This window comes from Methylicorpusculum sp. (assembly GCF_030651835.1).
Lineage (GTDB): Bacteria > Pseudomonadota > Gammaproteobacteria > Methylococcales > Methylomonadaceae > Methylicorpusculum.
On the sequence record NZ_JAUSBX010000051.1, the window covers coordinates 1 to 14,031 of the forward strand.

The following is a 14,031-nucleotide window of genomic DNA, read 5'->3' on the forward strand; positions in this document are numbered from 1 at the left end:
GGACTACAGCCAATTTCTCGGTCAGCATCCAGACGTGCCGTGGCGAAGCATGCGGGTGTTAATGGCCAATTAAACTGAGCCAAAAATGGTCAACAATTCTGAGTCACTTTTTCACACTTTTTTACAAAAAAATCTGACAGAGTCCCTGAATTTTTTCAAGGAATGTCGTGAAGGAGCCAGTCAAGAGTTATGCAATCAAGCATATATAGCTAAAATGACAGGCTGGTATCGACTCAACTGTCATATAGCGCGGCGGCTCGCATTTGACCGTAGTGACGCAGTGATAATGTCAATTTGCTCGCCGAATACCGGACAGTCAACTGGGTTACAGGTTGCCTAATCTACCGAAATTGGAAAGCGACCTCGACGGTCGGGTATTGGCCGTTAGGGTGAGGTCGCCAATGACCGCTTTGTAGACTTCTAGTCCGCAAAATTGAATTTGGCTGACTGACCGCTTTGGATGAGTCCGACTGGCAAAAATGGGTCGGTTGGCGACCGTCCGCTCTTCAGATTCATCGCCCGAAAGCTGTCATTGAATTCCGATACCCGAAAGCGGCCGTTCGTCACTGTGTTAAAGCGATCCAAACCAGACTTAGGTCAGCATAAAGGGCGTGACTGGAATACCGCGCTAAGCGGTCGTCCAAAATTTGAATAGCCGTTACACAACTGCTGCCCTTGTCATACCAATGACGGCCAAAATTCCAAAAACATCGTTCGACGTCTGCGAGATTTGCGCTTGCTTTAACACAAACCCGGACACTCCTTGCATGGGCTTTAAATCAGGGTTGGTTTGAAACCGGTTGTAGGCAGTTTTAGCTTGGTTTTGTTGGTGTTGTTGCAGAAACGTCAAGTACGAAGACGTCGATTAATTTTCGTTCCGCCTGTGTTAATGTCGCCTTCAGCATTTCCTCCAGTTCGGTCGCAGACTTGGGTGGCGGCAAGCCTTGGGGATGAGTCGGCAGCCTTTTAAAGTTAAACCACAGAACCAAATACAAACCACGGCCTTCGGTTTCCGGCGAGATGGTGTAAAACCGAATTAGCTGCTCCCGAAGGTTTTTCCATAAATCAACGTTGTAATCGCTTTTTATTTCTATCGGAAAGTAAAAAGCTCGGTCGTCTCGAATAAAAGATAACTTGATATCGACTCTCTTCACTTCGGCCTGAATGGCTTCAGGTTCAATATTAACGCCATATTTCGCCAGCATGGGCTTTAGCCGATCTGCCAGATAGTTTCGGCAAACTTCTTCGTATCGAGGCTTTTTCGGACTTTTGCCGTCCAAATTCCAAAACTGCTTGTAGCAATCAGTATTACTGGTATGCATTCCTTCCGCCAATTGCCTCAAACACTCTAACGCCAAAACGGAAAGATCGGCGACATTGGCCGGTTTTCGGTTGTTCAGCGTTTCGATGATTTGGAATGCATCAGGATGTTTATACAACGCATCTCGGCGGCTGATTTGTTGGGTTTGTTGGGCGTCGCGGATTAGCGTGTGCCAGGCAATCAATTTCGGCTGTTCGAGCAAATCGGCCAAAACCTTTTCGGCGTCCTCTGCGGAATTGGCTGCCAAATTGTTTAACAAAAACCGTACATAATCCCGTTCTTCCATTACCCGAGTGACTATTCCACCGCCTCTAGGCCAAACTGGTTGACAGCGGGGGGCCAGCAATTCAATGAGCAATCGCTTAGTCGAAATAGGTAAATCGTACCTGTCGTACATTTTTGATGCGAAACTCGGACATAAAAACTGAGATAAACGATTAATGCGTTCGGTATTTGTACCGACTGTTTCTCGGATCGCCGCCTCATAGCTCTCGGGCTCTATAACCAAACCGGTTGCAAGCCAAAATATGCGCTGGGCTTGGTCCATGCCTTTGCAAGTAAGCTTTTTTTCTACCAGGGTTAGTAATTGGGCTTTATCAGAGTTTGCAATAGCGGCTTCAAGCAGATAATGAAGATGGCTAATATGATCTTTATAGCCACGAACTGGACATTTGTTGAGTAAAGGGATTGCTGTCACTTTGGCAAATTCCCGAAACTCTTGGTCATACGCCAGATGATGTAGGCCAGGAATAAATTGGCTCTTAGCGGCTAATAGTGTGGAAGCATACTCCAAAAATAATCGGGCCACTAATTGCGGCTTTGATCGGCATAGCGATTTCAACCAAGCTTCGTTAAAAGCTCCTTCTGAAAAGCAGAAAGCCAAGGCAGTACTAAGCAAGTCATCACTGAGTGTTTCGAGGATGGCAGGGTTTTCCTGGTAAAGAATATCCAAACAAACCAGAACAGGTAAACGAATATAATGGTATCCCTGGTTTTTCGCGGCTAGCGAGAATATTTCTTCAGCCAAAGGCAGATTAGGTCGGAAAAGTATTTTTCGTAAACCGCTTTTCGCGGCAGTTATCAGTACTTCGTCGCCATTTAGAATTTCAGATAACCGTTCGTCCGGGGATTTTCCCTTGACTGTAACCCGATGATTTAATGCTATCGCTAATTGATAGAATATACTCGGATGTGCGCTGCCTTCAGCAATTTGATTTTTATGGTCGTGAAAAAAATTTAGTTTTTCCTTTAGTTCATCATGCTGCCTATTAGCCCATTTTTTTCTTGATTCAGCGTCTTTAAGCCTCCAATCTTCGATAGGCCAAAAAATTAAATTACTATAAGTCTCAAGAAATTCCGGGTGAGCCTCTAGCCATTTTACAAAATAATCCAAAGATAAGCCGCTGTCCCCTTGCTTGTTTTGTAATGACCAAAATGCCTTTTGAAAGTAGGCGCGTTTCGTTTCGAATTGAGTTTCGGATAAACATTGATCCAGCCACCATAAACCGAGCTTGACCGGTGGCGTGGCATTGCGTAAGCGCTCATTTATGCCACGAATTTCAGAATGGATATTTTCAACGATGTTTATTTGCTTGAGACCAACAGTTAATAAATCAAAGTATCGGTCTGACCGAACACTAAGCCATTCGCGAATTTTCTCTAGCTGTTGATATTGAATTCTACCTTGACCGTATTGGTCGGCACCGATGGACAGCCATCGATATAGTCTTTCTGCACTAACAATCGAGCCATGAACCTGTAGACCGCGCAACAATAATTGACCGGCTACCTCAATTAAATATTCGTGAGGTAACGTTTTGAGAAACTCCGCCCCTCGGCTAAATAGCTGATCAAGTACTATAGGGATGTCGTCGTCCGACAAACGCTGGGAAAAAGTGGTTTGCCAGAAATAATGATAAGAAATGGTGCGAGTGTTTTTAGAGCGAATTAAGTAGTCAAATACATTAGCTGCTGTAATTTTGTATGGAAATAATTTATCAAGCAGCGTTTCCAGTAAGCTATTTTCCGTTTCCTCAATTTTGCCTTGCCGGATGTCGTCAGCGAGCGATAACAAGCTTTCAAAATCCTCAGGATATTGATGTATAAAGGCATCCAACGCAGTACTACGGATTCCATCTTCATAGGATTTATCGCGTATGATCGAAAATAAGGCGGAGCTAAGTTCAGTAATCGTTTCCGTGTAACACAGTCCATTCAGTAGACAATACTGCAAATATTGCTCGCCATCGCTACGCCCCGGATTACCGAGCATTTGTATTAAATCGCTCGCCATATCCTTTGTGCACAAGGCCGAAAACGCCGTGGTATGCCAATCGCGGCTGGGAAAACCGGTCGTCTTCGCTTCTCTAATTAACGCATTGAGAAGCCGCGACTTAGTCGCCGTAGAAAACAACTGCACATCCCCATACACCACCAAGCCCAGCGGATCGATTTCAATCAACCGGTCGCGCGCTGGCTCCGACAATACGGCCAACCAAGCCATCAAGCCGCGCAACGCGGCGACGATGCCGCCGTCTACGCCGGTCGTTAACGCCAATACTCGATTGACCAATAAGCCATCCTTGATCTTGCCGGCGATGAAGTGCGCTGCCAGATATTCCGCGACGCTACGATGTACATAGCTATATTCGTCCCCCACCTTTCTGAATAAGCGGGTCTTTAGGGCGGCACGGGTCGCAGGTGGAAGGTCGAGGGTATCAAGACTGATGCGACCCGGCTGGGCATAGCCTTCGCTGAAGCCCGACAGGTTGGCGAGCAGTTGAATCGCGCACAGCAAGCCGGCTGCATCGAGCAACGCTGGAATAGTAACGGGGGCTTTTTTCGCAACCCGATGTCCGTCGTTAAATTCCGCCGCCAATTGTTCGGATGCTAGCCGATAAAGCTGCTGTTTGGTCGACGGCCATTCCCGCCCGCCTTTGACGGCATCGATCAGCATATCCAGGCTTTGCGGGTTGTCCAGCAAACCGGACAGGCCGTAGCGTTCCGCTTTTGCGATGAAACTATCAGCGTCGCTGACACGGTCATCATTGGCGAGTATCGCCGTTACGTCACCAGTACTTAACGGGTCTAAATATAATTGGCCGATTTCTTGGGACGGGCTGACTTTAGCTAAATCCCTGTTATCCAATGCACCCAGCCAATCGGCTTCGCGGCAGGAAATACGAAACCGTTTGCAACCTAATTTATTGAGTCTGCCGCGAATGGCATCCAGTGGCGTTCGTGCGTCGTCTTTGCCGGCTCGGGCTTCGTCCAGGCCATCAATGAACAAGGTTTTCTCCCGCCATTCTTCATTATCCAAATAGATAAAGTCTCTGGCGGAAATGCAATAGCCGCCGGTAAGCTTGGCCTCGTCTTCGAACAGCGAGGATTTCCCGGCGCCCGGTTCGCCCAGCAATACATATGCTGGATAATCTCTATAGTCGGCGATAGGACGGCTCTCTACCCGGATATCTTCCGTTGGTTTTTCGGTAACGGTTCGAGGTACGCGATGCTGTAACATTTGCTATTCCAGCCAATCTTCAGCGCGTTGAGATAGGAATTCCGCCAGCGGCACGCCGCCCGCTCCAACCAATATCTTTTTTGTTTGAGGATATTTCTCGCCAAATACATTCAGCCCTGCGGATACTACCGGCTTGGGCGCGCTTTTAACTTCAATCGCCGTCAGCTTTTTGCCTTTGGCTAACACGAAATCGACTTCTTGATTGCCTTCGCGCCAATAGTAAAGCTTGGTATCTTCGTCAATGGTATTGAGCATGTGTGCGCCGACGCTGCTTTCCACCAAGCGCCCCCAATAACTTCTATCGGCTTGTGCCTCGGCAAAGCTGTAATCCTGTAGCGCCGACATCAAGGCAGTATTGAACACATGCAGCTTGGGTGCGGAATTCCGCTTGCGCACTTCCTGTCCGGCGTATTTCTGCAGACCGGCCAATAACTTAGTTTCTGTCAGTAGATGCAGGTAATCGGCCAAGGTCTCGGTGTGCTTGGCTTCGATGATGCTTTCTATCATCTTGGTCAAGGACAATTCCTGGCCGGAATAGTGGCAACCCAGTTCGAATAGCTGTTTCAGCAGCATCGGATTTTTGATGCGCACCATTTGCAGGATGTCTTTCTCGATATTAGGCTGAATCAAACTATCGCGCACGTAGCGACGCCAGCGGGTTTCGTCTTTTATCAGCCAGGCGCTACCGGGATAGCCGCCGAAGTAGACGTATTGTTCGAGCGTCAACCCGAAGGCTTCTTGCATTTCGGTAAAGCCCCAATGGCTGACGGGCAGAGTCTCATATCGTCCAGCCAGACTTTCCGACAAGCCTTTTTGCATCAACAGCGGTGCGGAACCCAGTAGCACCACATGCATGGGCACGCCGTTGGCGCGATCGGCATCCCATAGGCCTTTGACGATGTCGGACCAATTTTCGATTTTTTGAATTTCGTCTATCGCAAACACAAAGGTATCGTTGCTTTGCGTGGTTTTAAGCCAGATGGAGGCGCGATTTCTGGCTTCCTGCCAATGGAAAGCCAACCAGGTTCGGTCTTTCTTTTGCGGCGGGGATATCGTTTCTGACAGATCAAGGCCGGTTGCAGGTTCATCGTCCACTGACACGTAGTATCCTTGCGTCGGCTTGGCCGAAATGATGTCGCGAATGATGGTGGTTTTTCCGACTTGCCTGGGACCAGCGAGCAAATTTATGAAGTGAACCGGATCGCCGAGGCGGGTTTTGAGCAGGATTTCTTGGGGACGGGTATATTTCATGTTACGTTAGTGAGTAAATTTACTCACTAACGTAACATGTTGACAAGTGATTGTCTATTTTTTACGCATCAACCTTGAGCTCAATAAAACAGCACTCGCATTATTTAAGGAATCCCTTCTAGACAATGCCAGCCACACTCGATCCTCATCGTCCGCCGCCTTTTGGATCAATGCTTCCGGCAAACGACTAACCAAAGTTAACGGAACCAGTTGCACCGTCTGCTCAGCCGTCAAAACCTTGCGGCAGGATTTTGGTATGTAGCCAGACGGCGGCTTCATTGATAGCCGAAAAAGACGGTGATCATATCTTGCAATCAAGCATCTATAGCGAGACTGGGGGGCAGGTATCTATTCAAGAACGATCACTTACGACCGCAACGTAGCGGTTCGCTTATTGGTCGGGTCGAGCCAAAGAGGAAGCAAGGTTGTTTGCCGAAAAGCTGCCATTCGCTTGCCTTAGGGATGAAAAAATTCGCCAGCATCTTCAGTGGCCGGTTTTGGCCGTGATTTGCCCGTCACCACTGCTTCAGGATCAATGACTACTTTACGCTATCGCCAGACCCGAACCGGACTGTGAGATGGTGCAATAATTATTTTGAATAGCCATGTCGTAAAGCTAACGGTGTGTGGCACCTTGCAATGAGTATTTCCTAAGGATGACCTCCATATCTGATAGAACTTGTTGAATAAATCAGCAACAAATAGATTTATATAGATGAAATTTCAATATAAATTTCATTGAAATTAGATTTTTACGTTTTTTTATTCAACAGCGCCAGGTAAAACTGGCCTCAGCAGGATTGCGGTCAGTGCCGGCAGCCTATCGATTTGGATCGAAAATTGCTGCTGATGCCAGGGAGTGTCCAGTGCCGCGTATGTCGTTTTCGGCTCCTGCGCACTCAGTCCGCCAAAACTGACGTCGTTCGTGTTAAAAAGCAGCGTATAAGAAACCGGATAAGGCACACCAATACGAAAATCGAAGCGCGAAATCGCCGAAAAATTGATCACGACGATCAGTGCAATACGCGGGTCCTTGGCCTTGCGGCTAAACACGATGATGCTTTGCTCGTGGTTATTGGCATCGATCCATTCAAAACCGACCGGCTTGCAGTCCATTTCATGCAGTTCCGGTTCATTGCGATACAGCTGGTTCAACGATTTAAAGTAAAACTTCTGCCGTTGATGGGATTCGTTATGCAGAACCTGCCATTGCAGAGCGCCAGATTCGCTCCATTCCTTGATTTGGGCTAACTCGCTACCCATAAAATTCAGTTTCTTGCCGGGATGGGTAAACATAAAGAAAAACAACAGCCGTAAATTGGCGAACTTTTCCCATTCGGAGCCCGGCATTTTCGCGTATAGTGATCCTTTCAAATGCACCACTTCGTCATGAGATAGCGACAAGACGAAATTCTCGTCAAAGGCGTATTGAAACACGAAGGTCAACCGATTGTGATGATAGGGGCGGTATTCGGGCGGTGTTTGCATATAGCCGAGCACATCATGCATCCAGCCCATGTTCCATTTGAAGCCGAAACCAAGCCCGCCGGAGTCGGTCGGTCGGGACACCCCCACCCATGCGGTGGACTCCTCGGCGATCATCAGCACGCCGGGAATTTGGCCGTGCACGACGTAGTTGGCATGCTTCAAAAAATCGATGGCCTCCAGATTTTCGTTGCCACCGTAGATATTTGGAATCCATTCCCCGGCTTTCCGCGAATAATCCAGATAGAGCATTGATGCGACAGCATCGACCCTAAGTCCGTCGAAATGATATTGCTCTAGCCAAAACAACGCATTGGCAATCAGAAAATTATCCACTTCGCGCCGCCCATAATTGAAAATCAGCGTTCCCCAATCCTTATGCTCGCCTTTCCGCGGGTCTTCGTGTTCATATAAGTGAGTGCCGTCGAATTTGGCTAAGGCATGCGCGTCCTTCGGAAAATGGCCGGCCACCCAGTCGAGCAGCACGCCGATACCGTTTTGGTGACAGCGGTCGACGAACGCCATCAGCTCTTCCGGTTTGCCGAGACGTGAGGTTGGCGCATAAAAATTTGATACTTGATAACCCCACGACGGTTCATACGGATGTTCAGCAATCGGCAAAATTTCGATATGGGTAAAGCCCATGTCTTTGACGTACGGAATCAGACGGCCTGCCAATTCGCTATAAGTCAAATGCCTCTTGCCGGGTCCGCGCATCCACGAGCCCAGATGAGCCTCATAAATGCTGATCGGCGTCCGCCACACATTGGCCCTGCGCCGCTGCTCCAACCATTCCTGATCCTGCCATGCGTAAATACCCTCAATCGGATAAACCACACTTTCGGTGGCCGGCGCTGTTTCCGTAAAGAATGCGTAAGGATCGGATTTCAGCAAACGCTCGCCGTTGTGTGTATGAATTTCAAACTGGTAGTGCGCGCCGATGCTGACCGCCGGCACAAACAGTTCCCAGATTCCGGCATCCGGATGAAAACGCAGCGGATGCCCGCCGCCTTCCCAACGATTGAAGTCTCCGACAACGTTCACCGCGACGGCATTAGGCGCCCACACCGCAAAACCGATGCCTTCGACGCCGGCACAATGCCGCTGGTGTGCACCCAACACTTGGTAAATAAGGTAATGTTTGCCGTCCGCGAATAGCTTTTTGTCCGCATTTTTGATGTATGAAACATCGAATGCATAGGTATCGAGCTTATCGTCATGCCGCCCGTCCGCCTCAAAAGAATATAGCCGATACGCATTTTCCACACGGCCGATAGGAATCATCGTCTGCCATAATCCTGTCTCGCAGATCGGTTGCATTTCATAGTAAACTTCTGGCTGATCCGGAAAATAAACGTAAGCTTGCCTGGCGTGCGGCAGAATAGTGCGAATACATGCCGTTTTTTTGGATAGCTGCTTGTGCGGCCCCAGAACGGCAAAGGGATCAATCAGACGACGATTAAAAAAAAGACGCTTGATCACTTCTTTGGCAGGCGTGAATGCCGGTTCGATGCCATCGACCAGCCACAGGAGCCTAGCATTTTCCGCAGCAAAGGCGGCTATCAAATGCCGGTAAAGGGAATAGTTTTCACCATCTACCCGGAATCCGTCGATATGATAGTTTTGCTGCCAGAAACGAGCATAAGATAATAATAAATTTTTGAAGTCGGAGTCATTTCGATCGGAGCAGAACCCATTCTGCGCAGGAGCTTTCAGTAACTCATTTATATGCCCGCCATCGAAATGCACGAGATTTTTTTGCGCCGCCGGTAACCGCAGAGGAAGGCTGCCGATTAGAACGCCGAGACCATGCCGGTGACAGCGGTCGATCAATCCCATCACTTGCGCCGGTGTGCCGAACCCGGGATGGGGCGAAAAAAATGTCGCGTCTTCGTTATTCCAAACACAGAAAGCGGGGACTTCCACATGACTGTAACCCTGCTCCCTTAACCGGGTGAGCTCGTCATCCGTGAGGGCGGGTAACTCGGCAAAAGTCTGTTGCGCCAAATCGAACTTGAAAATAGCTGGCCCATGCGAAGCTTTTTGTTCTCTCCATTTTCCATCCTGCCAATGATGCGCTTGCTCCAAATCGCAAACGATAGCAGCCGCCGCAGGGGCATCTTCGATGCGGAATGCGTAAGGGTCGGTCTTCATAAATATGTCGCCGCTCGACGTGCGGATTTCGAATTTATAAAAATCACCGTCCTTCACGTCCGGGATGAACAACTCCCACAAACCGGACGCACTGATTCGTTGCATCGGATGGCAACGGCTATCCCAACGGTTAAAAGTACCAACCACCGAAACCCGCAGTGCATCCGGCGCCCAGATCCCGAAACGGACGCCGGCCGTGGCGTCGCGGGTTTCGCACTGGGCACCGAGACGCCTGAATATAAAGCCTTGTTCGTCGGCAAAAAAACGTGCTTCTTGGTCGGAATTAAGGTCTGCCGGTCTGAATTGGTAAGTGTCCCGGAGCACTGAACGCCGGTTGTTCTCGTCGGTCACCCGAAACACATAATCAAGGTCGCCGCCATCGCCATTGGCCGCACTTTGCGCTTCAAAAAGCCCAGCAGGATGAATTTTTTGCATGTTGACGATTTTTTTGATCGGCCGTTTGATGAAAACGCTAATCTCGGCCGCATCAGGAATAAAAGCACGGATGACAAGCCGTTGGTCGTCGGGCAAGCGATGAGGACCGAGAAACTGGTGCGGTCTGTCGTGGCGCAATTCAACAATCTTGTTCAAGTCATCGTTCATGGGATTGTTCCGAGGGGTTCGCTAGGGAGACGACAACGATTCCTTCATTTTTGCGCCATAAGGCTGTAATGATATAATTTTAGTTACTAATGACCTACATATTCTTCCTCAAATCTACCAACGTATACGGCTTAAACCAGCCGCTCATTCTGATCCAAACGAGTCACTTGAATTTACTCAAAAGCGGCCATTCAAACTGCGCAATTAAATGGACAAACGACCGACAAAAACCGACCCCTATGCATATAGTGCCCAACTATGTATAGAAGCAATCTATACCCCGTATGTTACCAATGACTGCCAGTAGAGATGCTATACATAGTTTTAATGCTTGAAGAAACTGAGTAATTTCCTCGCTAGTTGGATGATACCTATAAACCCTGAAATACGTGGTGAAATTCAAGTAACTCAGGGATGAAATCATCAAAGAATGGTGCCATTTGGCCACCCAAGCAACTATCTGCATAGGTGGCGGGTAGCAAAGACTATTGAATCTTCTGGATCAAATGATTTTTCACCTCAGAATCCAGGCAAAACTATGTAAAGTTTCCGGACTGAGGATTGGTCGAAAGGTCAGTAAAATCAGGGTTTGCCACCGGAAGCAATTCACGGCTTTACATAGTTGCGTACTCTACATAGCGACCCTTTTTAACATTCGCACTTCTCCAAAGCCGCCATTCGTCCGAAGTCAGATTCTGGAACTGGAGGTCTACAAAGCAGCCATTGGCGACCTCACCCTATCGGCCAGGAGCCGTCAATAGTTCCTTTCCTAAGCTGACCATTAGGGTGGTCAGACCAGATGTTAAAAAATCTCATCTTTCAGCAAGCAAACAACGAGTAAGTGAACTCATAAGCTGTATTTGAAATGGTGAATTGAAACGAACTCGGACATTCAGAGTCAGCGTATAGATTGTATAGCCAAATTACACAATGATATTAAAGCAGACCATCAGACAGGGTAACCTCGAAAACGTTTGAAATCAGCGGCGTCGTTACGGCGTCCGCTGCATTGACTTGTTAGACCTTCGGCTCTTGTTGTGTAACGCAGTAGAGACTGCGATCCGGTAAGACACGAAACTGACAGGAGACGGCGCATAGCATCGGTGTTGTCTGCGGGGCGCGCTGCCCCGGCACGTTGCGCATCAACTCGATACCGAGCACAAGCGCCAGGCCGTATCGTCCTGCCTCGATCTTTGCACTCGCGGCGAGGGTAGCGATACTTCCCGACGCACATGCTGCCTCGTGGCGTGAAGCAAGGACTCCGGCCAGGTCGGGATGAACATGCCCGAAAAAATCGCCAAGCTGACCTTGGCCTGCAAACAGCTCGCCGACGAAATTGCCGACATGCGCGGTCTCGAGCGATTTGGGCTCTATCCTTGTCGCGGCAAACGCGGCTTCGGCAATATCACGGAACAGTTCAAACATCCCGCCGCCTTCGCGATCAATGTTACGGGCGAAATCGCTTTGGGCGCCGCCCAGAATAAACACTTCTGCGGCCATGTCAGTCATCCTTGATGAATCACCGCGATAGCCATCTCGCGCACTTCGTTTTGCATCACCCTGTTGGTCACATTGCGCGGCAGGGGTCATATAACTTATTCATGCAGCAATCGCTTCCCACAAGCTCAACGTACCGTGACGTGAGGTCGATGCCAGTCGCTTGACGTTTTTGCGAGGCGACCAAGCAAGCTGCTCCACGCGACTGTCAAGTTGCGCCTCCAACGCAGGGGTCGAGTCACCCACCTGATTCCAGAATGCAATTTTTCCTGCTCTGCACCCAGTAGCCAACATCTGGCCGCTGTTGGCGAAATCAATTGCGCAAATAGCCTCTTGGTGGAAATCAACAGTGACGGGGGGTTTGCCTTCCGGACCTTTTTTGTCAAACGACCAAAGAATAAGTTGCGAACTGCCTCCCGTCAGCAACCAGCGGCTATTTTTGCTCCAACTAAGTTGCACCGGTTTATACGTAAAGCCAGACATCATGGCATCACTCAGCTTGGGCAGACGCCAGAAATGAACTGAATTGTCCTGACAGCCGGCTGCAATAACCTGTGCATCCGGACTCCAGTTAAGGCTTAACAATGAACCCTTCCACTTCAGCGCCTGAGATCGGCTGTTCCGATCAAGTACATTGTAAACTCTGATACCACCATAGCCTGCAGCCGCCAATTGGGCCCCCTTGGGACGCCAGCATAGCGCGCCGACCGTACCACCTGGAAAGGTGTACTCTCCCTCGCGGGTTCCGTCGAGTGCCAGCAAGTGTATTTTTTTTCCGCAAGCTGCAGCCAGTTGTGCACCGTCCGGTCGCCAGCTCAGGTGTTCTATCCAGTTGTTGGCAGGATCTTCAGTGAGAGGTATGTCAATAAGAAGCGCGCAGGAATGGTCAGGAGCAACATGCCAAAGGCGCACGTGGCCGTCCTGTCCACTACTGGCTAGCAGAGGTAATCTGGGGTGCCAGCACAGGGCAAGTGCGCCATTTTCATGGGCAAGCCATTCCGTATGCTGGGCACCGGTTTCACCATCAACAAGATGGACCACACCACTTGTCGTGACAGCAGCCAGCCAACTTCCACAGGATGACCAGCCCATATCTGCTGAAGATTCACTTAGCACCGTCTGGGACAACAGGCGCGCTTTGGGCAGACCCTTCGCGATCAGCTGAGGCATTGTTTAAGCGCTCCTTCCAGGTAGTCACGATTGAGGTTGCGACCTATGAAGACCAGACGATTGCCGGGCACCTCATCTCCCCATAGGGCACCAGGTATATTGTCAAAGAGCATATGTACGCCTTGAAAAACCATGCGCCTGTCGTCGCCCTTTATCGCCAGAATGCCCTTCATGCGGAACAGGTCGGCGCCGTCTGTGCGCAACAGAACAGATAGCCAGGCATCGAACTTTTCGGGATCAAGGCTGCCCTCAAATTCGAATGCGACTGAACTGACCGCGTCGTCATGTATGTGACTTGCATTAAAGAAGTGCTCATCCACCGGCTCGCACACGTGCTCGTTTACATCGTAAAGACGAGTGTCGAACTCCTCGGGCGTATGCTGGGTAAACAGGGCATATATGCCATCCGCAGGTACTTGCAGGTGCAGCGTGCTGGGCGTTGCCAACTGCAATTTCCAGTGAATGTCACCCGCAGTAATGAGATCGCCATTGCCAGCCCTGTGCGCGGGCTGTGCAAAATGGCGGAACACCTTTTCGGCTAGAACAGTCAGGCTGGTCGGCAGTGCCTCGTCGACGCGCGTCCACAGCGCTGACATATCCGGATCCGGCCCGGTGTCAAGCGCAAGGGTGTGCTCGCCCGCCTTCAAATTGAATAGACCACCCCACTCGAAAGGATACTCAGGCTCCAGAAACGCAGGGTTGGTTTCCAGCGCACGACCAAGATCGAATCCGCCGACGTCAAGCACCTTGTCAAGCGGTGCATTTGCCATGTTCGCCAGGATAATCTGCGCCAATTTGTTCATGTCGCGCAGTCGGGCTTGCAGAGAGCTCAGCGCCTTCTGATCAACAAGATCAGTTTTGTTCAGAACGATCATATCTGCGAAGGCGATCTCGGAATGTGTCAATGACATTGAGACACCCAGTTGTTTTATTTAGTGTCTAATTGTTGTGTATTTATGGGTCAAGTTTCTCCCTTTGTGTTAATAGGCGGATTAATCCAAACGGCGTTAGGCAAGCTGGGTGGTAAAGG

7 protein-coding genes are annotated in these 14,031 nt (G+C 49.5%); all 7 read right to left on the bottom strand.

The genetic code is table 11. The features are described 5' to 3' along the window. Positions 1-812: 812 nt before the first annotated feature. A complete protein-coding gene (locus tag Q7V32_RS06805) occupies positions 813-4,841 on the bottom strand; it encodes an NACHT domain-containing NTPase (RefSeq protein ID WP_304896230.1) in 4,029 nt (1,342 codons plus the stop codon). A gap of 3 nt (positions 4,842-4,844) precedes the next feature. Beyond that, a complete protein-coding gene (locus tag Q7V32_RS06810; RefSeq protein ID WP_304896231.1) occupies positions 4,845-6,092 on the bottom strand; it encodes an ATP-binding protein in 1,248 nt (415 codons plus the stop codon). 54 nt (positions 6,093-6,146) lie between these two features. Then, positions 6,147-6,371 carry a hypothetical protein gene (locus Q7V32_RS06815; protein ID WP_304896232.1) on the bottom strand — a complete coding sequence of 75 codons (225 nt, stop codon included), beginning with the start codon at positions 6,369-6,371 and terminating at the stop codon, positions 6,147-6,149. Positions 6,372-6,854: 483 nt separating this feature from the next. After that, complete coding sequence (gene glgB / locus Q7V32_RS06820) at positions 6,855-10,334, bottom strand: 1,4-alpha-glucan branching protein GlgB (RefSeq protein WP_304896233.1); 3,480 nt, start codon at positions 10,332-10,334, stop codon at positions 6,855-6,857. Positions 10,335-11,351: 1,017 nt separating this feature from the next. Beyond that, on the bottom strand, positions 11,352-11,834 hold the full coding sequence (locus tag Q7V32_RS06825) for a hypothetical protein (RefSeq protein WP_304896234.1): 483 nt from the start codon (positions 11,832-11,834) through the stop codon (positions 11,352-11,354). A 99-nt stretch (positions 11,835-11,933) separates the two neighbouring features. Further along, positions 11,934-12,923, bottom strand: a complete 990-nt coding sequence (locus Q7V32_RS06830) for a WD40 repeat domain-containing protein (protein ID WP_304896235.1) — start codon at positions 12,921-12,923, stop codon at positions 11,934-11,936. Positions 12,924-12,988: 65 nt separating this feature from the next. Beyond that, positions 12,989-13,912, bottom strand: a complete 924-nt coding sequence (locus Q7V32_RS06835) for a GTP-binding protein (RefSeq protein WP_304896236.1) — start codon at positions 13,910-13,912, stop codon at positions 12,989-12,991. Positions 13,913-14,031 lie beyond the last annotated feature (119 nt).